This window comes from Candidatus Nitrosoglobus terrae, assembly GCF_002356115.1.
Classification (GTDB): domain Bacteria; phylum Pseudomonadota; class Gammaproteobacteria; order Nitrosococcales; family Nitrosococcaceae; genus Nitrosoglobus; species Nitrosoglobus terrae.
On record NZ_AP014836.1, the window covers coordinates 352,164 to 374,981 of the forward strand.

23 protein-coding genes and 1 tRNA gene are annotated in these 22,818 nt (G+C 42.1%); 11 read left to right on the forward strand and 13 right to left on the reverse strand.

Annotation, left to right across the window (positions count from 1 at the left end; genetic code table 11):
• Nucleotides 1-15: 15 nt before the first annotated feature.
• The 7 genes from rplI to TAO_RS01760 all read left to right on the forward strand — a co-directional run bounded on the left by rplI (nt 16) and on the right by TAO_RS01760 (nt 6,514).
• Nucleotides 16-468 carry a 50S ribosomal protein L9 gene (gene rplI / locus TAO_RS01730; protein WP_096526335.1) on the forward strand — a complete coding sequence of 151 codons (453 nt, stop codon included), beginning with the start codon at nt 16-18 and terminating at the stop codon, nt 466-468.
• Nucleotides 469-530: 62 nt separating this feature from the next.
• The gene (gene dnaB / locus TAO_RS01735; protein ID WP_096526336.1) at nt 531-1,916 is read left to right on the forward strand and encodes a replicative DNA helicase; all 1,386 of its coding nucleotides are present in this window, start codon (nt 531-533) and stop codon (nt 1,914-1,916) included.
• Nucleotides 1,917-1,951: 35 nt separating this feature from the next.
• Complete coding sequence (gene alr, locus TAO_RS01740) at nt 1,952-3,028, forward strand: alanine racemase (protein WP_096527708.1); 1,077 nt, start codon at nt 1,952-1,954, stop codon at nt 3,026-3,028.
• Between the two features lie 7 nt (nt 3,029-3,035).
• Nucleotides 3,036-4,406, forward strand: coding sequence for a DNA repair protein RadA (radA, locus tag TAO_RS01745; RefSeq protein ID WP_096526337.1), 1,371 nt, complete (start codon nt 3,036-3,038; stop codon nt 4,404-4,406).
• A gap of 315 nt (nt 4,407-4,721) precedes the next feature.
• Nucleotides 4,722-5,141 carry a protoporphyrinogen oxidase HemJ gene (gene hemJ, locus TAO_RS01750; RefSeq protein WP_096526338.1) on the forward strand — a complete coding sequence of 140 codons (420 nt, stop codon included), beginning with the start codon at nt 4,722-4,724 and terminating at the stop codon, nt 5,139-5,141.
• Nucleotides 5,142-5,209: 68 nt separating this feature from the next.
• The gene (gene lpxD / locus TAO_RS01755) at nt 5,210-6,265 is read left to right on the forward strand and encodes a UDP-3-O-(3-hydroxymyristoyl)glucosamine N-acyltransferase (protein WP_096526339.1); all 1,056 of its coding nucleotides are present in this window, start codon (nt 5,210-5,212) and stop codon (nt 6,263-6,265) included.
• 45 nt (nt 6,266-6,310) lie between these two features.
• Complete coding sequence (locus TAO_RS01760; RefSeq protein WP_096526340.1) at nt 6,311-6,514, forward strand: PLDc N-terminal domain-containing protein; 204 nt, start codon at nt 6,311-6,313, stop codon at nt 6,512-6,514.
• 62 nt (nt 6,515-6,576) lie between these two features.
• On the opposite strand, the gene TAO_RS01765 is transcribed toward TAO_RS01760, so the two are convergent.
• Nucleotides 6,577-8,046 carry a beta-barrel assembly-enhancing protease gene (locus TAO_RS01765; RefSeq protein ID WP_096526341.1) on the reverse strand — a complete coding sequence of 490 codons (1,470 nt, stop codon included), beginning with the start codon at nt 8,044-8,046 and terminating at the stop codon, nt 6,577-6,579.
• 260 nt (nt 8,047-8,306) lie between these two features.
• Here TAO_RS01765 and TAO_RS01770 point away from each other — a divergent pair, with 260 nt between their 5' ends.
• The 3 genes from TAO_RS01770 (at nt 8,307) to TAO_RS01780 (ending at nt 10,888) form a co-directional block, all read left to right on the forward strand.
• Nucleotides 8,307-8,552: a sulfurtransferase TusA family protein gene (locus TAO_RS01770; protein ID WP_096526342.1), complete on the forward strand. Its 246-nt coding sequence runs from the start codon at nt 8,307-8,309 to the stop codon at nt 8,550-8,552.
• A gap of 209 nt (nt 8,553-8,761) precedes the next feature.
• Complete coding sequence (locus TAO_RS01775; protein ID WP_096526343.1) at nt 8,762-9,400, forward strand: protein-L-isoaspartate O-methyltransferase family protein; 639 nt, start codon at nt 8,762-8,764, stop codon at nt 9,398-9,400.
• 111 nt (nt 9,401-9,511) lie between these two features.
• Nucleotides 9,512-10,888 (forward strand): TolC family outer membrane protein, encoded by a 1,377-nt coding sequence (locus TAO_RS01780; RefSeq protein WP_096526344.1) that lies wholly within the window; start codon nt 9,512-9,514, stop codon nt 10,886-10,888.
• Here the strand turns inward: TAO_RS01780 and waaA are convergent.
• Genes waaA through hldE form a run of 3 tightly spaced genes read right to left on the reverse strand, consistent with a single transcriptional unit; the run spans nt 10,880 to nt 14,581 of the window.
• Entirely contained in the window at nt 10,880-12,142 is a 1,263-nt protein-coding gene (waaA, locus tag TAO_RS01785; protein WP_096526345.1) for a lipid IV(A) 3-deoxy-D-manno-octulosonic acid transferase, read from the reverse strand. The genes TAO_RS01780 and waaA overlap by 9 nt on opposite strands.
• A 43-nt stretch (nt 12,143-12,185) precedes the next feature.
• Entirely contained in the window at nt 12,186-13,145 is a 960-nt protein-coding gene (rfaD, locus tag TAO_RS01790; RefSeq protein WP_096526346.1) for an ADP-glyceromanno-heptose 6-epimerase, read from the reverse strand.
• Nucleotides 13,142-14,581, reverse strand: coding sequence for a bifunctional D-glycero-beta-D-manno-heptose-7-phosphate kinase/D-glycero-beta-D-manno-heptose 1-phosphate adenylyltransferase HldE (gene hldE, locus TAO_RS01795; protein WP_096526347.1), 1,440 nt, complete (start codon nt 14,579-14,581; stop codon nt 13,142-13,144). Before hldE ends, rfaD begins: the two co-directional genes overlap by 4 nt.
• Nucleotides 14,582-14,730: 149 nt before the next feature.
• On the opposite strand from hldE, the gene TAO_RS01800 reads away from it, so the two are divergent.
• Nucleotides 14,731-15,816 (forward strand): multicopper oxidase domain-containing protein, encoded by a 1,086-nt coding sequence (locus TAO_RS01800; protein WP_096526348.1) that lies wholly within the window; start codon nt 14,731-14,733, stop codon nt 15,814-15,816.
• Nucleotides 15,817-15,895: 79 nt separating this feature from the next.
• Here the strand turns inward: TAO_RS01800 and TAO_RS01805 are convergent, their stop codons facing one another.
• From TAO_RS01805 to TAO_RS01845, 9 genes are all read right to left on the reverse strand, one after another.
• A complete protein-coding gene (locus TAO_RS01805) occupies nt 15,896-17,422 on the reverse strand; it encodes a DEAD/DEAH box helicase (protein ID WP_172419042.1) in 1,527 nt (508 codons plus the stop codon).
• A gap of 101 nt (nt 17,423-17,523) precedes the next feature.
• Nucleotides 17,524-17,799, reverse strand: coding sequence for an RNA recognition motif domain-containing protein (locus tag TAO_RS01810; RefSeq protein WP_096526349.1), 276 nt, complete (start codon nt 17,797-17,799; stop codon nt 17,524-17,526).
• 89 nt (nt 17,800-17,888) lie between these two features.
• Complete coding sequence (locus TAO_RS01815) at nt 17,889-18,098, reverse strand: cold-shock protein (protein ID WP_096526350.1); 210 nt, start codon at nt 18,096-18,098, stop codon at nt 17,889-17,891.
• 971 nt (nt 18,099-19,069) lie between these two features.
• Nucleotides 19,070-19,143 (reverse strand) — tRNA-Gln (locus TAO_RS01820).
• Nucleotides 19,144-19,153: 10 nt separating this feature from the next.
• The gene (gene rpsI / locus TAO_RS01825) at nt 19,154-19,543 is read right to left on the reverse strand and encodes a 30S ribosomal protein S9 (protein WP_096526351.1); all 390 of its coding nucleotides are present in this window, start codon (nt 19,541-19,543) and stop codon (nt 19,154-19,156) included.
• 23 nt (nt 19,544-19,566) lie between these two features.
• Entirely contained in the window at nt 19,567-20,001 is a 435-nt protein-coding gene (gene rplM / locus TAO_RS01830; protein WP_096526352.1) for a 50S ribosomal protein L13, read from the reverse strand.
• A 107-nt stretch (nt 20,002-20,108) separates the two neighbouring features.
• Entirely contained in the window at nt 20,109-20,906 is a 798-nt protein-coding gene (locus TAO_RS01835) for an undecaprenyl-diphosphate phosphatase (RefSeq protein ID WP_096526353.1), read from the reverse strand.
• 183 nt (nt 20,907-21,089) lie between these two features.
• A complete protein-coding gene (locus TAO_RS01840; protein WP_096526354.1) occupies nt 21,090-21,866 on the reverse strand; it encodes an ABC transporter permease in 777 nt (258 codons plus the stop codon).
• Nucleotides 21,863-22,789, reverse strand: coding sequence for an ABC transporter ATP-binding protein (locus TAO_RS01845; RefSeq protein ID WP_096526355.1), 927 nt, complete (start codon nt 22,787-22,789; stop codon nt 21,863-21,865). Before TAO_RS01845 ends, TAO_RS01840 begins: the two co-directional genes overlap by 4 nt.
• Nucleotides 22,790-22,818: the final 29 nt, after the last annotated feature.

Here is a 22,818-nt window from a genome sequence, read left to right on the forward strand (position 1 = left end):
GTGGGAATATAGAAAATGGAAGTAATATTATTAGAGCAAATGCCAAATCTGGGAAAATTAGGGGAGAAGGTAGCAGTAAAAGCTGGCTACGCTCGGAATTACCTTATACCGCGTAGGAAAGCAGTGATCGCCACTAAGGATAATGATCTTTATTTTGAGTCCCGTAGGGCGGAGCTGGAAAAAGCAGCAGCAGAATCAGTCATGGCAGCAGAAAAACGCAAGCAGGCGCTGATAGCCCTAGGTAGTGTGACGATTACGGCAAAGGTTGGTGTTGAAGGAAAACTGTTTGGATCAGTTGGGGCAGCAGATATTACAAACGCTTTAACTAGGGCTGGATTTGAAATAGATAAAAAGGAAATACGATTGCCCTATGGATCTTTACGGCAAATTGGTGAGTATGAGCTAGAGGTTCATTTGTACTCGGGTATAATAGCCCCTATTAAAGTGGTAGTGGCAGGCGAAGAATAATTCCTGCTCTTAGCGTTTTACCGGGTATAAAACTTGGAAATTAAGCTATCGGGAGAGGAGAGATGCCAGAGTTCTCCTATCGGGAGAAGGAAGCTGAGTTTAGCGAGCTGAAGGTTCCTCCTCACTCAGTAGAAGCCGAGCAGTCAGTATTAGGTGGGTTATTATTAGATAATAAGGCGTGGGATCAGATTGGTGATCTTCTCAGGCCCGATGATTTTTACCGCCAAGATCACCGCCTTTTATTTCAATCCATTAGTGAGCTGATTGAACAATCGCAGCCCTGTGATGTCATCACTCTCTCAGAGCAGCTTAAGAATAAGCAATTATTGGAAGGGGCGGGTAACTTAGCTTATATCACAAGCTTAGCTCGCAATACTCCTACAGCAGCCAATATCAAAGCCTATGCAGATGTGGTACGCGAGCGTTCTATATTACGTCAATTGATTCGTGTAGGTACTGATATTGCTAATAGTGCTTACCAGCCAGAAGGGCGAAATAGCCGCGAACTGCTAGATGAGGCTGAGAAACGGGTATTTGAAATTGCTGATCAAGGGACTCGCAGTCAACGGAATTTCGTTGATATGAAAAATCTGCTAAGCAAAGTAGTGGATCGGATTGACCAGCTATTTGAAAAAGACAGCCCAATTACCGGGCTTTCATCTGGGTTTGCTGATTTTGATGAGCTTACTTCAGGTTTACAACAAGCCGATTTGGTGATAGCCGCAGGTAGACCATCAATGGGTAAAACCGCCTTTGCAATGAATATCGCTGAGCACGTGGCTATTAAGCGTCGGATACCGGTGGCTGTATTTAGTATGGAAATGCCTGGGGAACAATTGGCGATGCGTATGATGTCCTCTCTGGGGCATATTGATCAGCATCGGGTAAGAACGGGACGCTTAGAGGAAGATGATTGGCCACGGCTAACGTCGGCAGTAAGCTTGTTAAGCGAAGCGCCTATTTTTATCGACGATACTCCGGCCCTTTCACCCACTGAGCTTCGAGCGCGGGCACGGAGATTGATGCGAGAGCAAGGGGGGTTAGGTTTGATCCTAATTGATTATCTACAGCTAATGCAGGTTCCTGGTCATCGAGAAAATCGGGTTACTGAGATTTCTGAAATCTCACGTAATCTTAAAACGCTTGCTAAAGAACTTAATATACCGGTACTAGCCCTATCTCAATTAAACCGCAGTCTAGAGCAGCGACCTAACAAGCGTCCAGTAATGTCGGATTTACGGGAATCAGGGGCTATTGAGCAGGATGCAGATGTTATCGTATTTATTTATCGAGACGAAGTATACCATGAAGATAGCCCTGATAAAGGGACGGCTGAGATTATCGTTAGTAAGCAGCGTAATGGTCCTATTGGGACTGTGCGTTTAACTTTCCGAGGTCAATACACCCGCTTTGAAAATTATGCCCGAGATATTTATGAAACGAGATAATTATTGGTAAATTGAATAATCAACCCACAGCCTTCTTGAACTATCCTCAAGCTATTATTGATATTGGTGGGCTACGGCATAATTTGCAGCAAGTTCGTAAATTAGCACCCTATAGTCAGATAATGGCGGTTGTTAAAGCAGATGGCTATGCCCATGGATTAGAAGGCGTAGTGAGATCACTGTCAACAGAGGCGGATGCTTTCGCTGTATCCAGATTAGAGGAAGCGTTGATGCTACGCCAAGCTGGGCATCGATACCCCATTGTATTGCTTACAGGCGTTGGTAATAAAGAAGAATTACAGCTTGCGGCCGCGTATCATCTTACGCCCGTTATCCATGACGTTATCCAATTAGATTTACTGAGACAATCCCTCGTTACAACACCACTTGCAGTCTGGATTAAAGTAGATACGGGCATGCATCGCTTAGGTTTTCCGCCAGAAAGAGTGACTGAGGTAATCGCTAGTTTGCGTTGTTGCCAACCGGTAGCTTCTATTATGGGTCTAATGAGTCATTTAGCCAATGCCGATCAAGTTGAAGATTCTTATACTAGGCAACAATTAGAAGTTTTTAATAATATATCCGCACCGGGGCTAGCCCGTAGTATCGCCAACTCTGCGGCTATTATGACTTACCCTCAAGCTCATCTTAACTGGGTACGACCCGGTATTATGCTCTATGGTGTTTCACCTTTTACTCATTGCACGGGTATGGATATGGGACTTAAGCCTGTAATGACTCTAAAAAGCTGCCTGATTGCTATTCACCGCTTGTGCGCAGGAGATAAAGTCGGTTATGGCATAACTTGGACTTGTTCCAAGCCAACGATTGTTGGTGTAGCTGCAATTGGTTATGGTGATGGTTATCCTCGTCATGCTGTTTCAGGAACCCCGGTTTTAGTTAATGGTTATCCTGTACCTCTAATAGGGCGGGTTTCTATGGATATGATTACCTTGGATTTGGATCATCAGCCAACGGCTAAAGTAGGGGATCCAGTGGTTGTTTGGGGAGAGAGACTACCAGTAGAGGAAATTGCCCATCATGCAGCGACTATCCCTTATGAGCTGCTATGTCAGGTAACTGCACGGGTTCCTAGGATATGGAACAAATAAATCACTCATGGGAAAAACTATCACTGCCTTTCAGTGTAACCAATGCGGTACTGAGGCTGCTCGTTGGGTGGGACAATGTCCAGGCTGTGGTGCTTGGAATACCTTAGAAGAGTTAGTTAAACGCTCATTAGATAAAAAGGCGGATAGATATGCTAACTATGCGGGTGTATTAAGCCTAGTACAATCTTTAGCGGCAGTTAAGATCGGAGGAGAAGTACGTCTATCCTCAGGATTATCTGAGCTGGATCGAGTCTTAGGCGGTGGTTTAGTGGCTGGTTCTGTGGTACTGATTGGAGGTAATCCGGGGATTGGCAAATCTACCTTGCTTTTGCAAGCTTTGGCGGCTATGGGAGCAGCGCAGCAAGGACGGGTATTATATGTTACAGGTGAGGAGTCCTTAGAACAGATTAGCTTAAGGGCACAGCGTTTAGATTTAAAGGCCGCCCAAGTGCGCTTACTAGCCGACACTTTAGTAGAAAGAGCCTTAGCTGTTGCGCAGCAAGAGCGGCCTCAAGTGATGGTTGTTGACTCCATTCAAACGCTTTACTCAGAACAATTACAATCTGCACCGGGAACGGTCACTCAAGTGCGAGAAAGTGCTGCACAATTACTACGCTATGCTAAACAAAGCGGTGTTGCAGTTATTCTAGTGGGTCACGTAACCAAGGAAGGAGCTTTAGCGGGACCTAGAGTTCTTGAGCATATGGTAGATACAGTGCTGTATTTTGAAGGAGATGGCGGAGAGCGGTTACGGGTGTTACGGGCAGTCAAAAATCGTTTTGGGGCGGTCAATGAGCTGGGTGTATTTGCCATGACAGAGCGAGGGTTACGAGAAGTCAGCAACCCTTCAGCCATCTTCCTTTCCCGAGGTAAAGAAGCCGTTCCAGGCAGTGCTGTGACTGTGATTCGGGAAGGTAGCCGTCCCTTATTAGTAGAAGTTCAGGCGCTTGTGGATGATAGTCATTTGACTAACCCTCGTCGTGTTACCGTAGGCTTAGAGCCAAACCGGCTTGCCATGCTCTTAGCTATTCTCCATCGCCATGGAGCGGTAATGCCAGGGGCGCAAGATGTTTTTGTCAACGTGGTAGGAGGGGTGCGAGTCAATGAAACGGGGGCTGATCTAGCCATCTTAGCCGCCATAGTTTCCAGTTTACGGGATCGCCCTTTAGACCAAGATTTAGTGTTATTTGGTGAGGTAGGTTTAACAGGGGAGATTCGTCCAGTGCCTAGTGGCGAAGAACGTCTTGCTGCTGCGGTAAAACATGGGTTTAAAAAAGCGATTCTGCCTGAAGCCAATAGACCTAGGCGTTCGTTGAAAGAGCTTAATATTATTCCGGTAAACCGCTTAACTGAGGTATTAGCAGCGCTTAAGGGATGAGGCTTTTCTAACTAGTAAAAACTTTTACCATAAAATTAATTTAGGTATTCATAAAATTTAAAAATATCTCAACTCAGAATGATCCGATTTTCCCCATTAATTTCAGCTATCAGCGAGATTTAAGGGTTGTTAAAATTTATAAATCTCAAGGAAGAACTCTTTACCATCCATTCTATTATTTTTTCTGTAAATACTAGGGATCTAAAGAGTATTATTACTAATAATGAATAAGATTATTCTAGGAGGGGATGATTGTTAGTTGCTAAGTTCAGTTATTATTGAATAATCATAGTTTTACTTGGAGTTATTGATAAAATGCTTTGGATTAAAGCTTTTCATATTATTTCGGCAGTAGCTTGGTTTGCTGGACTGTTTTATTTACCTCGCTTATTTGTTTATCATGCTCAATGTGAAGACACCTTAGGGCGAGAGCGCTTTAAAGTCATGGAGCGTAAATTATACCGGGGTATCATGCATCCAAGCGCTACTTTAACCGTGATCTTAGGGCTGATTCTAGTGTATTTAACCCCAATATGGCTCAGCGCCGGGTGGTTTCATACTAAGATTTTCTTAGTTTTATTGTTGATTGGCTATCATCTTTATTGTGGACGGTTACTTGTCGCTTTTCGTGAGGATCGAAATCGTTACAGTCATGTGTTTTATCGCTGGTTTAATGAGCTTCCAGTTTTAATCTTGGTTGGCGTAGTTATTTTGGTGGTGGTAAAGCCGTTTTAAGTTTGAGCTAAGCAAGCAAAAGCGCATCGTTATAGCTAGATTTGGAAATAAGTAGATAGCAGGGAAACATGGTAGAAATTCGCCTTTTGGAAATTGCTCAGTTTTTAGGTTGCACGGTTGAGGGTAATAAGGAGGCGTTAATCCGGGGAGTTGCTCCGTTAGATCAAGCCCAAGTAGATGATTTAAGTTTTTATACAAATTCTAAATACGCTACTAGAGCTAAATTATCAAAGGCTGCCGCCCTTGTAGTAGGGCTTCATGATCGGGAACGATTTGCTGGACGTTCTCTTCTGATCTCGGATAATCCATACCGTGATTTTGCTAGAGTAGTAGCCAAGTGGTTTAATTGTGCTTTTCTCCCCAAAGCAGGTGTTCATCCAACCGCTATCATAGGAGAAAATGTACAAATTGCCGAAGGTTGTAGTGTGGGAGCTTACTGTGTGATTGAAAGAGGGGCTGAAATTCGTGCCCATACTACTTTATTCCCCTTTTGCTATATTGGCTCTAAAGTGACTCTGGGGGAGCATTGCCTACTTTATCCGCAGGTTACGTTATTAGATCGGGTGATTATAGGTAATCGAGTAATACTTCATTCTGGCGTGGTTATAGGGGGAGATGGCTTTGGTTTTGCGCCTGATCCCAATCGAGGCCATATTGATAAAGTACCTCAGGTGGGATGGGTAGAAATTGCTGATGATGTAGAAATACAGTGTAATACTACTATTGATCGAGGAGCATTGGGGGCTACTAAAATTGGCCGAGGGACTAAAATCGATAATTTAGTGCAAGTCGGCCATAATGTAGAGATTGGAGAGCACAGTATTATTGTTAGCCAAGCGGGTATTTCCGGAAGCACTAAAATTGGCAATTGGGTGACTTTAGCAGGTCAAGTAGGGCTAGTGGGTCACATTCAAGTAGGTAATGGTGCCATTGTAACAGCTCAGTCGGGAGTGGCAAAAGATGTACCTCCTAAGTCTGTTGTAACGGGTAGCCCTGCTCAACCAATGATTGAAAATCGACGAGCACTAGCGGGGATGAGTCGACTCTCAGAGCTACGGAAAAAGGTTCGCGATCTAGAGTATCGTCTTCGGGAATTAGAGCAAGGTAAGATTGATAGTGGATGAAATTTAGCGGCAATCCCTAAATATTGAAAGGAAGGGGCTAAAAAAATGGAAATTGAAGCAAAAAATTTTTTTTACTTATTACCATTATTGGTTATTAATATTTGGGCAATCTTAGATATTGCTAAAAGTACTATGTCTACCGGTGGAAAAATAGCGTGGGTTGTGCTGATATGTATACTACCATTATTTGGTTTTATATTATGGTTTACTTTAGGCTCACGCTCATCTTCTGCTAACTCAAGATCGTAAACTGGGATAGGAGTTGGTTGAAGAGATATCGGAGTATCGCAATTTGAATTATAAATTCTGTATTAAGAATTTTTCTTACCAGTGGCTTCTGTTTGTAGCTGACGCAAACGGGCTTCAATTTTGGATCGTTCATAAAAGTTGCTGCCTACTGCCTTATTTGCCAACTGTAATTGTTTAATTGCCATACCGATTTGTCCGATGTAATAGTAGTATTCAGCTAGCCAACGATGGGATTCTGCTCGGTTACCCATCTCTTCCTCCGCTTTCGCGAGTAAATGATAAATTCGTACTGTTCCTCTTCCAGGCTGAGCTTGTTTTTTTAGCAAATCACGGGCTTTATGAGGCTGATGGCCTTGCAGCAAAGCACTAGCGTAGTTGATAATCACAGTATAATTGTTTGGATATAGCGCTAGCGTTTTTTGATAAATTTCAAATGCGGTTTCAAAATATCCAGCCGCTGTTTCTATTTGAGCAAGTACTAATAGATAGGCAAGGTTATCGGTATCTTTTTTAAGCAATTGTAAAATTTGCTGCCGTGCCTCATTTTGATTACCTGCTCTCGTAAGTGCCAAAGCATAACCGTAGCGAGCGGATTCTTCATTTAAATAACGCCCCGTTTTTAGTGCTTGGCTGAACTGTTCGACTGTTTGTTTTTTATCATCGCTAGTCAGCACTTGGAGTTTAGACCGCATTAGATAGAATTGAAGTTGATTTCTAGCGGTCAGTTGTGGAGTAGTCACCAAGGCTTCAGCGCGACCTGTGGCATCAGCAATACGATTCCTAGTGACTGGATGCGTACTTAGAAACTCTGGTGGTTCAGGTCCATAATAGCGGCTTACTTGTTCGAGCCGCTCGAAAAAAGCAGGCATGGCAAAAGGATCAAAACCGGCTCGGATTAGAGTTTGCATACCAATCCGATCTGCTTCTTCTTCGTTAGATCGGGTAAAATTGATTTGAAGTTGTGCAGCGCCAGCTTGAGCGGCCATCATTCCGGCAAATCCTGCATCAGGGTTTTGAGTGCCCATTCCTAAGAGAATGGCAGCTACTATAGCAGCTGCCATGGGTAAACTTAAGCGGCTACCTTGTTCAAAAGCGCGTGCTAGGTGATGCTGTGTTACATGCGCAATTTCATGGGCCATGACTGCCGCTAGCTCACTCTCAGTACGGGTATTTTTTATAAGCTCTGAATGGACTCCAACATATCCTCCTGGGGCGGCAAAAGCGTTGATGGTGGAATCTTGAACAATAAAAAAAGTAAACTCTTGGCCTCGATTATCGCTATTTGCTACTAATTGATATCCTAGCGATTGGAGGTAGGTTGCTATTTCTGGATCATCGATAATAGTTACCGAATTATGTAACTGGCGCATAAACTCCCGCCCAATATCACGTTCCTGTTCTGGTGATATGGTAGCTCCTGAGCGATCTCCGATCTCAGGGAGCTCAATTTCATTTGCCTTTATGAGTGAAATTGCGAATAGGGCGATGCCTCCAGCTAGGATACTGATTAATTGTGCTCGCAAGTTCCGCATATTTAGATGCCGTTATTAAGTATTAAGCTTGCTTAATAATAATTAACTAAATTTAACTGTCCTTAGTTCAATTAAAGTGCTAATTTTTTAAACGTAATCTTATTGCATTAATTTAGAATTTAAGAGTAAATTACTTTAAATATTAGCTTATAATTTAAACTAATAGTTGATTTGGATTTCTGTTTTCTTTATGCTGCTGGCGACTAGAGGTATAGCTAACTTAATAGTGTTCGTTGGTATTACTTTAGAGGCAAGCTATTATGCCTAGTAATTATGATGCCGAGCTTGATGCAATGGGTCTTGCTTGTCCTCTGCCTGTGTTACGTATCCGTAAGGCGCTAGCGGTTTTGAGCGAGAATCAGATTTTATATGTAATAGCAACAGATCCTGGATCTTTAAAGGATATTCAAGCTTTTTCTAGGATAACTAAAAATGAGCTTTTAGAAGCTTATGAAACAGAAGGTAAATACCATTTTATTATCCGTAAACGAGTTAGTACTAACTGAATTAGTTAATGTTTATTAATTATAATAGCAAAAATTTTTATTTTAACTAATTTTATGTTAGCCGATATAATAGGACACAATTGGGATAATTGTCGGTGTGGGTGCGATGTTGAAAGGTACAAGCGGTAAGTTTGTATAGGTTGCAAAGACTCCATTACTTAGGTTAGTGGTGGGTGTCAATTCTTTTATAGTTAGAAATTGAGGCACTAATGAGTCTAGAACAAGCACGTTCTAATATGATAAAACGGCAAATTCGGCCTTGGGAGGTATTCGATCAGCGTGTATTAGATCGGCTTACTGAAATCTCTAGGGAAGATTTTACTCCGCCAGAGTTTAGAAATTTAGCTTATGCTGATATTCAGATACCTATTGGACATGGGCAAGTTATGTTATCGCCTGGCATTGAAGGCCGTTTATTGCAAGCATTAGCCCTTAGAGGGGAAGAATCTGTTTTGGAAATAGGTACGGGAACAGGTTACTTAACCACGGTGCTAGCGGGTTTGGCTAATCGTATCGTTAGTGTTGATATTTTTCCTGATTTGCAGCGATTTAACGAGCATCGGCCAGAGAATATATTTTTACAAGTAGGTGATGCCGCTTATGGTTGGTCTAAAGATAGCTGCTTTGATGCGATTGTAATATCGGGTTCTCTTCCAAGTCTACCCAAGATATTTTTAGAGACACTTAACTTAAATGGACGTTTATTTGCAGTGCTGGGGCAGGCCCCAGTGATGAAAGCGGTGCTTATTACACGGATAACAGAACAAGAATGGTCTCGTGAAAAATTATTTGAGACTGTAATCCCGCCTCTTCTAAATAGTGAACTAAAACCTAAATTTATCTTCTAACGAATTTAAACAACGTAAGAAATTAAATTTCTTCACTTATAGCTTTTTTTTGTAATGGCGATATCAAATGGCTGGACAGGTTAGTTTTTTTTATGTAACATACATTCACGTATGTATATTTATATAGATATACTGTACATTACGTATTTAGGTAAAAATTTCGGCTCTAATCAAAGCGCAATTTTTTTATTAGCTCTTAACCTGATTATTTTCCTTCCTGCTCAGGGAGCAGATTTATTAGAGGTCTATCAATTAGCTAGAGATAGTAATCCTCAGGTACAAGGGCAAATAGCTGCACTGCAAGCAGCCTATGAAGCCAAGCCCCAAGCTAGAGCTTTATTTCTTCCTACTATTGGGATATCTTCTAACTTCAACTGGAATCGGCAAACTATTAGCTTATTTGAGCACTCAGTTGTTCCGGGTTTTAGTGGATCATTTGAAACCTATGGTTATACGCTGAATTTAACTCAGCCAATATATCATCGAGATAGTTTTATTCAGCTCAAACAAGCGGATGCGACTATCGCTCAGGCTCAGGCGAATTTAGTCGTTCAAGAGCAAGCACTACTAGTGCAGGTGGCGCAGGTGTATTTCACAGTTCTGGCGGCTCAGAATGACCTAAAGTTCGCACGGGCAGAGAAAAAATCTATCGGTGAGCAGCTTGAACAGGCAAAGGAGCGTTTTAAAGTAGGATTAGCCACCATTGTGGACGCGAATGAAGCTCAAGCCGCTTATGATTTAGCAGTTTCAAGGGAAATTGTTGCTGAGACTGCCCTTGCCAGCGCTCATGAAGGGCTACGGGAGGTTATTGGGGAGTATGTGGATAGCTTAGCCGCTTTAGAGAAAGACCCCCCTTTGCTTCAACCTGAGCCGGTAGATATTAATAAATGGACTGAAACCGCACTCCTACAAAACCCACAAATTGATGCTTCAGAGGCGGCAGTGGATAACGCTCGGCAAGAGATAAAATTACAGAAATCTGGGCATTATCCTACCTTAGATATTGTAGGTTCTAACTCGCAGGCGATAACCGGAGGAGGCCGTTTTGGTGGTTTTGACACCTCTCAAGATATTATCGGATTGCAGCTTAACGTGCCAATCTTCCAGGGAGGTGCTGTAGTTTCTCGAACTCGCCAAGCTCGCCACCAGCTAGATCAGGCTTTACAGCAACTAGAACAGGTGCGAAGGGCGGTTTCCCGTCAAACCCGCGAAGCTTACCTAGGTGTTATGTCCCAGCTAAATCAAATCAAAGCCTTAGAGCAGGCTATAGTTTCTAATAAAACCTCTTTAGAATCAGCTCAGGCTGGGAGTCAAGTGGGAACTCGTATCACAGTGGACGTACTAAACTCACGGAGCCTCTTGTTTAGTGCCTTTCGTACTCATGCTAGGGCCCAATATGATTATATTCTTAGTACCCTACAGCTCAAGCAAGGCGCGGGGATTATTACCCCAGAGGATTTAGTCCAAGTCAACAAATGGCTACACTAACAGCGGGGTAATGAGCTGCATTAATTTTTTAGAGGCTCCTTGGTTTTGGGCTATGACCTGCTGCCCAGCTTCACCTGATTTGGTAAGGAGAGAGGGATTATTTAAGTAATGTAGGATAGCTTGGGTTAGATCTCGGTGAGTCTGGATTTGGATAGCTGCCCCTGCTTGTAACAGTTGCTTGATAATCTCAGTAAAATTGAACATATGAGGCCCTAGGATAATAGCACGGCCTAGGGCTGCTGGCTCTAGGGGATTATGCCCGCCGACTGGAATTAGGCTACCACCGATAAAAGCCACATCCGATGCAGCAAAAAATAGCGGAAGTTCGCCCATACTATCTCCAATAAAAACCTCAGCTGCTGAGTTAAAAGCTTTCAATTCACTACGACGATGGATAATAAAACCTCGTTGTTGACATAAATGATAGACTGAGTTGAAGCGTTCTGGATGCCGTGGTACTAGAACGAGTAGGGCATTAGGATAGGATTGTTGTAGCTGTTTAAAGCTGAAGAGTATGTATTTTTCTTCCCCTTCATGGGTACTAGCCGCAATCCAAGTCGGACGTTGTTTTCCCCATTGATCTCTTAAGGTAGCCCCTTGAGTTTTTAAATCAGCTGGAAGTTTAATTTCAAACTTGAGATTACCGGTGATATGAACTCGTTCAGGTAAAGCTCCGAGGGCAATAAACCGTTCAGCATCAGCGGCTCCTTGGGCAGCAATAAGTGTGAAGCTAGAGATCATATTACGAGAGAGCGTTCCTAAATATGAATAGCCTCGAGCTGATCGTGCTGAAAGACGAGCATTGGCGAGTATCACTGGGATTCCCCGGTATTGACATTGATATAGGAGGTTAGGCCAAAGCTCTGTTTCTAGAATAATGCCAAGCTGGGGCTGAGTTTGTTGTAAAAAGTGGTAAATAGCGTGAGGTAAATCGTAGGGTAAATAGCAGTGAATCACCTGATTTCCTAGGTTCTTCTGTGCTTGCGTTGATCCTGTCGGAGTCATAGTGGTCAGTAATATCGTATGATCTGGGTAGTAAGCAGATAGCTCTTTTATCAGTGGTAGGCTGGCCTGCACCTCACCTACAGAAACAGCATGAACCCAGATGATTGCTTTTTCAGCTAAAAAAGGGGTAAAACCAAACCGCTCTGACCAGCGATGAAGATAAGCTGGATTATGGTAGCCTCGCCATAGTAGGCGGATCACTATTAGGGGGATAAATAGATAAAATAAGAAGCTATAAAATTTCCGCAAGATTAAAAGCCAGATGAATATTAAAAATGGGTATAATCAGTTGCTAATCTGCAGATTTATGTTTACTTAACCAGTGCATATAAGCCGTTACTCCTTCTTTAACCGAAATAAAAGGCTTAATGTACCCCTTTTCCCGAAGAGCGGTGATGTCAGCTTGAGTAAAACTCTGATAATGCCCTCGTAGGTGATCGGGAAAGGGGATGTACTCAATTTCTCCACTCCCGTGATGAGTAATCACTGCTTTGGCTATAGCATTAAAAGTTTGAGTTTTACCGGTGCCTACATTAAAAATCCCTGAGCAATGCGGGCGTTCTAAAAACCAAAGATTAACAGCGACGACATCATCAATATAGATAAAATCACGTTGCTGTTCTCCATGAAGGTAGCCATCGCAGCCTTCAAACAGTTTGATTTTCCCTGTTTTTTGAAGCTGGTGGCAGGCATGATAAGCAACACTGGCCATAGCGCCCTTATGAGTTTCCCGAGGGCCATACACATTGAAATAGCGAAAGCCTGCAATTTGACTAGATGCTGTGGGTAAGTAACGCCGAACATATTGATCGAATAAAAACTTAGAGTAACCGTATATATTACATGGTCTTTCAAACTCACGGCGTTCGTTAAATTTAACTCCATTGCCATAGACCGCAGCGCTTGAGGCATAAAGAAAAGGGATGCAGTGTTTCAGGCAATTGTGCAGAAGAGATTTAGAATACTGGAAATTATTCTCCATCATATAACGTCCATTCCATTCCGTAGTCGAACTACAAGCGCCTTGATGTATAACTGATTCGGTAGATCTCGGAAATCCTTTTCCAGTTTGTAACGCTTGCAAGAATTGATGCTTATCCCAATAGTCTAGAATCTCGCAATCAACTAAGTTATTAAATTTTTCTCCCCGTGTTAAATTATCAACCACCAGAATATCTTCTCGTCCACGCTGATTAAGCCCTTTGACAATATTACTGCCAATAAAACCAGCGCCACCAGTGACGATAATCACGAAAAAATCTCCTTGCTGTTGCGAATAGTGTCAATAATTCGGGTGGTGGAATGCCCCTCTAGGTAATTTAGTACTACCACTTCTCCGCCGTTAGCCATGACCGTTTCAGCACCTGCGATTTGCGCTAATGTGTAGTCTCCACCCTTGACTAAAATATCAGGTAAAATTTTCTCAATTAATCGTGTTGGAGTATCTTCTGAGAAAGGAATCACCCAGTCAACATCATAGAGAGAGGCAAGTACAGCCATACGTTGAATGAGGTTATTAATGGGTCGATCTTTACCTTTGAGATGTTTGACTGAGTTGTCATCATTCACGGCAACAATTAAACGATCCCCTAATTTGCGTGCCTCAGCTAGATAGCGTACATGGCCAGCATGAAGAATATCAAAACAACCATTAGTCATTACGATGCGCTCACCACGATCCCGGGCTAGAGTCATCAGGTGCCGTAGATCTTCTTCTTTAACTATCCCTCGGTGATCGGTAGCCGGAGGGTGCAGAGTCATTTGCAGCTCATCGATAGTTACATGCGTTGTGCCTAGTTTGCCGACCACGATCCCTGCCGCCAGATTAGCAAGAATTGTTGCCTCTTTAATGGTATTACCTGCGGCTAAAGCAGTAGCTAGTACTGAGATAACAGTATCTCCAGCTCCGGTCACATCAAATACTTCTCGTGCTTTTGCAGGTAGATGTAAGGATGGAGATTCCTTTTGTAATAAAGTCATGCCTTGCTCGCCACGCGTAATGAGTAGAGATTCAAGAGCTAGTGTCTGTCTTAGTTTTTCTCCTTTTCTAATTAAAATATCCTCATCAGAGCAACGTCCTACTACGGCTTCAAACTCTGCTAAATTAGGTGTAAGGATACTAGCTCCATAATAGCGAGAAAAATCGCTACCTTTAGGATCAATAAGAATAGGTATATTAGCTTTACGACCAAGGGCTATTAAAGATCTAGGATCGGATACTGTGCCTTTACCATAATCAGAGATGATCACCACTGGCTTATTTTTTAGAATTGATTTATACGTAGACAGTAATTCTTCGCTATGAGAGGAGGTAAAATCGTCTTCAGAGTCTAAACGAATTAATTGTTGGTGTTGGCTGATGATTCGTAATTTAGTAATGGTAGCAGTGTTAGCGACAGGTATTAAATGGCAGTTAATCTTATAGTTAGTCAGGAGAGACTCCAATATAGTAGCTGCTTCATCATTGCCGGTTAACCCTAATAGAGTTACCGTTGCTCCTAATGATGCTGCATTTATCGCTACATTACCTGCCCCACCAGGCCGATCATCTCGATGAGTCACATGCACTATAGGTACGGGTGCTTCTGGTGAAATACGTGAGGTGCGGCCGTACCAATACCGATCTAGCATTACATCTCCGACTACCATTATTTGAGCAGCGGTAAAGTCAGGTAAACTATAAGTCATATTATAGGGTTTTTTTAAAATCTATCCATAATATCATAGCGCTAGGAGTGTAGGCTTTAAATTTCCTAGGTTCATATTTGCAGTATCTTTATATATTTGGTAAATTTAATACGAACTGTTTGCATTATTATAATAATAAAGGAAATAAAATGTTATTTATAACAAGGGGATTAAAACAAGTCTTTTCGATTATTCTATTATTAGGCGCATCATCTGCTAGTAGTAACAATAATGATGCGCAATTTAGCGGATCGACTGCCTCTACCGCCCCTATAACTGGGGTTATCCGGTACTATTATATTGCAGCAGAAGATACTACTTGGGATTTTGCGCCTAGTGGCCAGAGTCTTGTCCATTGCATGGATCATCAGCCAGCTCCCTGTGCTATACCAGAACCATATGGCCATATCTTCTCTGCTGTACGCTACGTAGAATATACGGATGAAACTTTTACCAAACCTAAGCCACAGCTTAAATGGTTGGGTGTTCTGGGGCCTATTATTCGCGCTGAAGTGGGGGATACAGTTAAGGTTCATTTTTGTAATCATACGATGACAGGTAGTGCTTATAGCATGCATCCTCATGGTTTGCGATATACTAAAGATAATGAGGGCGCTTTCTACTATGGGGTAAATTCATCCTCCCCCCCAGGTGCTGGCGCTGAGGTTCACCCAGGCCAGTGCTTTGATTATACTTGGCTTGCGGATAAAGTGAGCGGGCCTGCAAGAGGCGATCCTTCTTCCAAGGTGTGGTGGTATCATTCCCACGTGGATTCAGCTAATGATATAAATTCAGGTCTTTTAGGGCCTATTATTATTACGCGCAAAGGTATGGCTAATGCAGATGGTAGTCCTAAAGACGTAGACCGTGAATTTGTTACCGCTTTCTTCATTTTCAATAGGTTATCAGATGCGGAAGCGGGGCTAATGCATAGCATCAATGGCTATATTTTTGGCAATTTAAAGGGATTAGTCGCAAAAAGGGGTGAACGGGTACGTTGGCATGTGCTTGGCATGGGTAATGAAAATGATCTCCATACACCGCATTGGCATGGTAAGACGGTACTGGTAGGGGCACCTCCAGCGCGCCGGCGGACGGATGTGCTGGAATTATTACCTGCTTCTATGGTTACGGCTGATATGAACGCCGATAATATAGGAGAATGGCAATATCATTGCCATGTTGCAGATCATATGAATGCTGGAATGGTTACGACTTATCAAATATTACCTTAATTAGTTATATTGCCGCGGACTTAATGCGGTCGAGTCTGCGGCACTACTATCCTTAGATTCTGAATATACTCTCTTTATCTTAAATACTAGGAACGGAGAGATGATTGTTCTTGCCCTTATTGAGAGAGAGCGTATGATAGTTTTTCTGTTTTTTCATTGTTTTCTGGTATGGTTTTTTTTGTTTGATTTCTTCCCTTTTCACAGATTTTAATGGTGCTAATTTTTTACGCTTTGTAGGCGGCGAGCTACGAGTTACCTCATTATGGATAGCTGGCCGAGTTACCTGATGTTCTGGCAATAGACGTTCACCTTGCATAGAATAAGTTAATGCTACTGCTATATCTAGAGCGGAGATATTATCTTCTTGAATCCATTGCTGAATTAAATTTCGGAGAGCTACAAGATTCTCCTTTTCTAAGGTAGCCATAATTTGCTGTTTAAACTGTTTAGTACGCCGATCTCTAACCTGTTGAAGGCTAGGTAACTGCGTTTCATGAATAGGATACCCAGTTACTTTTTTAATAGCATTTAATATGCGTCGCTCCTGTGGAGAGACAAAGAGCGTTGCGGTACCGGGGCGGCCTGCGCGGCCAGTACGGCCAATACGATGAATGTAAGTTTCAATATCATAGGGGATATCGTAATTTACTACGTGGCTAATACGTTTTACATCCAATCCACGGGCGGCTACATCAGTCGCTACAATGATATCCAACAAATTTTTCTTTAATTGATCTACTACTTTTTCTCGAAATGACTGAGACATATCACCGTTAAGCGCCGCTGCAGCATACCCTCGTGTTTCCAGTTTTCTCGCTAATTCTTCTGTTGCTATTTTGGTACGAACGAAAATGATAGTAGCATCAAAATCCTCAACCTCTAATATTCGGGTGAGAGCATCCAATTTGTGTAATCCGGATACAAGCCAATAGCGTTGGTTAATAGGAGGGAGAGTGGCGGTCTTCTCTTTGATTTTGATATCGTGAGGAGTATTTAGATGACGGCTCGCAATGCTACGTACAGAATCCGGCATAGTCGCGGAAAAGAGGGCAGTTTGGCGTTGAGCAGGTGCTTGTTTTAAAATCCACTCTACGTCTTCGATGAACCCCATTTTTAACATCTCGTCGGCCTCATCTAAAACTATAGTTGTGAGCTTATCTATTTGTAGACTTTTACGCCGTAGATGATCCATTATTCTGCCTGGAGTACCTACGATGACATGGGCGCCGTGTTTAAGTTGACGTAGCTGATTCCCCATAGGTTGGCCGCCATAGAGAGGTAGGGAATAAAAACCTTCTAAATACTGCGCATAGTTTTGGAATGCCTCTGAAACTTGGATCGCAAGCTCACGTGTTGGAACGAGTACTAGCGCCTGCGGCTCTCTCCGCGATAAATTTAGGTGGTGTAGGATTGGGACTGCAAAGGCTGCGGTTTTACCTGTTCCAGTTTGTGCCTGCCCAATTAAGTCATATCCTTTTAAAAAATAGGGGATTGTCTTAGCTTGAATCAGCGTAGGGGTCTGATAGCCGAGCTGCTTAATTGCTTGCAGAATAGGAGTATTAATAGCAAAATTATCAAAGGATAGAGCTTCTGTAGAGGACAGCATATAATAATAAAATCCTAGCAGTTTAAATATTCAATAGAAAAAACACCACCTAGATTGCCGATGGTTTTGCTAAAATCCATTTAGGCTTTATAGCTATTACTTTAATGGCGTCGTTTGCCGCCGCGAAAACGTCGTTTTTCCTCTTTAGCTTGGCTTACGTAGAGGATATGGCCTTGGAATTGAGAGCCATCTAGGCCAGTAATAGCGGCGCGTGCCTCATGGCCTTCCATGTTGATTAAAGCAGTGCCACGTGCTTGGCTAGTGAATAAATCTTTGTGTAAGGTTAAAGAGCGCACAGTACCGTAATCAGAAAATAAAGCGGTAAGGCTCTCCTCGGTTGTGCTTGCTGGCAAACCGCGTACAAAAAGTGTGATCATTGAGCCTCTCTGGGAAAAAGGAAAAGCAAAAACCAGAGGGGATACAAGCTTTTAAGGGCTCTCCCCTCCTCGTAGGGGTTATTTAATTACTACAAAATGATAACATTATCGGCCTGTGGCCCTTTCTGGCCCTGAACCTCAATAAAGCTGACCTGCTGGCCTTCTTTAAGGGTTTTATGGCCGTTACCGGTAATAGATCGGTAGTGCACAAAGAGATCGCTGCCATTTTCGCGCTGTATAAATCCATAACCCTTTGAATCGTTGAACCATTTTACGGTTCCTGTCTGTTGTTCTGACATAAAAAACTCTCAAAAAAAAATAATATAACCACCTGGCACCTTATATTAAGTGTAACCGAGTATTGGGGAGCGAACGAGTTGAAGCAGAAATAAATTTAGAAGGAGAAGCAGACATTACCACGCTAACGCGAAAACGCAATCCTTAATACTCTAGCGTTCTATATCATAGGAGATTCGATATATAATTGCAAGCTTTAGAGGAGTTTAGATTTCAGGATAAACTAGTTACGTATTGTAATCATTGGCTTATTTGCATTCACCGCCTCAGCACTTGATAAATTACTTATTGCATTTTTTCTGCTTCAACGGAGCTTCTCTGTTGCTGCTTGGATTCACCAAGCTATCCTATCGTTAAGCGGTTTTACTTTTCTACAGCCTACAGGTCTTATTTTACGCACTCTTTGCGGTAGCTAAAATGAAGGTGCCAGTCGAGTTTTACCTCATAGCCGGTTTTCTGATCACAACCCCAAGACTACCTTATTGTGGCCATATCTTAGCCTGACGAGAGCTAGAAAATATTATCATTAACAATATATTACTAGCCCCTATATTTAATGAGCTACCATGTTTTGTGCTCTTGCTAGGGGATGTCGTATATCCTTTAATATAAAAACCTCTTGACAGGCATGCTACGATTTTTTTTCGTGGTAAGATTTTAATAAATTCAGTCGTTTATTTTAGGAAGATATAAGCTTGATTAGATTTATCTTATGATAGCACATTGAATTTTTCTGGATATCAAGAGATAAAATAACTAATTTTTATAGGAGTTTTCCAGTAGCTTGCCCTAAAACCGTAATGTAGTAGGCGGATCTTGGTAAATTAAACATGCTTAGATCCCAGATCTAGCTCAGGGGTAATATTTCCTTACTACCTATCTGGAAGGATCAGATGTGGCCGCCAGTATTTTTGTTTCCAGTATTGCTACCTTTCTACAAAATCATAGCTTATAGCTGTGCGATTATATTTCTTGGCTGGGGGACTAGGATTCGAACCTAGGTTAGCGGAGTCAGAGTCCGCTGTCCTACCGCTAGACGATCCCCCAAAAAGAGCCGTTAGCGCTTCGAGTATTGTGGCGCTTTACGGGCTTTGTGAAGGCCAACTTTTTTACGTTCTACAGACCTTGCGTCTCGAGTAATGAAACCCGCTTTGCGTAGGATAGGCTTAAGTGTTTCATCATAAGCAACGAGAGCCCGAGCGATACCGTGGCGGATAGCCCCTGCTTGGCCACTACTGCCGCCACCTCTAACAAAGATTTGTGCGTTGAGCTGATGGTTTAGATCCACAAGCTCTAGAGGTTGACGGACAATCATTCGTGCAGTTTCCCTACCGAAGTATTCCTCTACGCTGCGATTATTAATAACAATATTGCCATTACCACTATTTAAGTAAACTCTAGCCGCGGCAGTTTTACGGCGGCCAGTAGCGTAATATTTATCTGACATAATTAGTAATTAAATTAATGTAATCAATTTAAAATTTCTAGAGGATGAGGTTGCTGCGCAGTATGAGGATGATCAACTCCCGCGTATATCTTAAGTTTTCGAAACATCGCTCGACCTAGAGGATTTTTGGGTAGCATTCCTTTAACCGCAATCTCAAGCACTCGTTCCGGTGTTTTTGCAAGAAGTTGTTCTAGGGTAAGAGATCTTATTCCCCCTGGATAGCCTGTATGCCGGTAGTAGCGTTTCTGAACTAATTTTCTGCCTGTAGTACGGACTTTTTCTGCATTTACTACAATAATATAATCCCCGGTATCAATATGGGGCGTATAGATAGCTTTATGTTTACCGCGTAGACGGCGGGCAATTTCGCTAGCTAAGCGCCCTAAGGTTTTGCCATCAGCATCTATAAGATACCAGTCGCGCCGTACTTCTTTAGGCTTGGCACTGAAGGTTTTCATCCGTTATTGCTCCCGCAATTAGCTGGGTATCTAAAAAACCGTTAATATTATGGGTTATTGTATAAACTGTCAATATGACAGGTGAAATCCTGAGGATTTAGGGCATTTTATAAAAACCAGAGAAATAAAAAACTGCCTAATACTAATCGATATATCACAAAGGGAAGCATGCCGATATACTGAAGAAACTTAAGAAGATAATGAATACATATATAGGCGCAAAGCGCAGAAACTAAAACGCCTAAAATCAATGCTTTCCAATCTACAGGATCAATTCTACCAAAAAGATTAAAGGTCTCTAGTCCGCCAGCAAGAATAATAACTGGGATAGCCAATAAAAAGGAAAACCTAGCAGCACTTTCACGGGTTAATCCTATCATTAAACCCGCTGTCATCGTAATACCAGAGCGAGAAGTTCCAGGAATCAGTGCTATAGCTTGAGCAAGGCCAATGAAAAGCACATCTCGCCAAGTTAAAGTATGCTCATCTCGGTGTTGTTTCCCCCTTATATCTGCATAACCTAGAAGTAGACCAAAAACAATAGTACTCCAAGCGATAATTAAGGGTGAGCGTAGTGCCTCTTCTGCCATCTCTTTTAGCGCTAGTCCAGCTAATCCTACCGGTATAGTACCAAAAAGAACTGCCCAAGCTAGGCGGCTTTCTCCTACAAGTTGCCGTGATATAATTGATTGTAGCCAATCCCGTATCATTTTTACTAGTGTTATTCGAAAATAGGCTATAACTGCTATTAGGGTGCCTAGATGTAACGCTACATCAAAGGCAATTCCTTGATCAGGCCAACCTGCAAGGGTAGGCAGCAAAATAAGATGGGCAGAGCTAGAAATAGGGAGAAATTCAGTAAGCCCTTGGAGAATAGCGAGCGCTAGAATATGAATAGATTCCACTAGAGAGGCCTTTTATCTATAATTTAAGATTTAATGAGTATTAGGTAGGGGTAGAAGAAAAAAATTATTCAGGCTTAGACTCCCCAACGGGGCTTATGAGCTAAGCCTAATGACTGATAATATCATAGAAAGGGATTATAAACCGTAAGTTATGTCACGTTGGGTCGACTTATGAATATAGCTCTAGGCCCTGATCCCAACTCCTTTATTTAGTAGATAAAGGGCGATTCCAGTCATTCCTATTAAAAATATCAAGATAATTGCGAAAGCCATTCGGATGTCAATATCCGATATCCCTAGAGTGCCATAGCGAAAGGCATTAACCATATAGAAAATCGGATTAAAAAGAGAAGCCGTTTGAGCAACTTCTGGTATTAAGTTGATGGAGTAGAAAACGCCTCCTAAGTAAGTGAGAGGAGTGAGTATGAAATTGGGAACAATAGAAATATCATCAAAGTCATTGGCAAAAATAGCATTAATAAACCCTCCTAGTGCAAATACGCAGGCGGTGAGTATTGCTACCATACAAGTCATTAAAGGGTGTTCTATTTTTAAATGGGTAAAAAAAATCGATATTATCAAAACGATTAATCCGGCCATTAGCCCCCGAATGACTCCTCCAGCTACGTAGCCCGCTAAGATAATGCCATTAGGAGTGGGGGAAACTAATAGCTCTTCTATATAGTGCTGGAATTTTGCACTAAAAAATGAGGCTACTACATTAGAGTAGGCGTGGGTAATAATAGCCATCATAATCAGCCCTGGGGCAATATAATCCATATAGCTAAACCCTTCCATAGGACCGATACGGGTACCAATAAGACTGCCGAAGATAACAAAATACAAAGTCATCGTAACTGCTGGGGGTAGTAAAGTCTGTATCCAGATACGAATGAAGCGCCGGATTTCTTTATGGGCTAGGGTTTTAAAAGCGATGTAGTAGCATTGTAAGTGACTCATACAGTAGTTGCGCTATCAGCGGTGGTAAGCGTTATAAAAAGTTCCTCCAGTCGATTAGCCTTATTTTTCATACTCAGTACTTGAATCCCTTCTTTAGAAAGGGCAATAAATAGCGCATTAAGGTCATCCTCTTTACGTATTTCCGCCTCTAGAGTCATATCGTCTATTCGATAAAGGGAATAACCCGGAATGGTTGGGGCAAAACTAAGGGGTTCTTTAAGATAGAGAATGAAGGTTTCCCGGTTAAGTTTGGCGAGCAAGCTTTTCATAGAGCTATGCTCAACAATAGCGCCTCGATCAATAATGGCAATATTTCGACAGAGCTGCTCAGCCTCTTCAAGGTAATGGGTCGTTAAAATTATAGTAGTCCCTAAAATATTAGTTTCTCGAAGAAATTGCCACATTGATCGGCGCAGCTCAATATCAACACCTGCAGTAGGTTCATCTAGAATCAGCAGCTGAGGATCATGGATTAAAGCCCGTGCAATCATCAGTCGACGTTTCATGCCTCCAGAAAGTCTGTATGCACACTCGTTACGTTTCTCCCATAAGCCTAATTGTTTTAATCGTCGCTCGGCATTAACACGAGCAACCTTAGCTTTGATGCCATAATATCCAGCTTGAATCACTAGGATATTAAATACCTTTTCAAAGCTGTTACAGTTAAACTCTTGAGGAACTAAGCCAATAGCGCTTTTAGCGTTTCTAGGATCTTGATCTAGATCAATACCAAACACCAAGACTCTTCCTGAGCTTTTAGTTATCAAGGAGCAAATAATTCCAATAGTAGTGGATTTTCCCGCGCCATTAGGGCCCAGTAAGGCAAAGAAATCTCCCTGTTCTACCTCCAGATTGATTCCTTTCAGAGCAGTAAAATGATTATTATAAGTTTTTTGTAGATTTTCTATAATCAGCGCTTTCATTGATTATTTAGGGGCAGATTTTTATATAG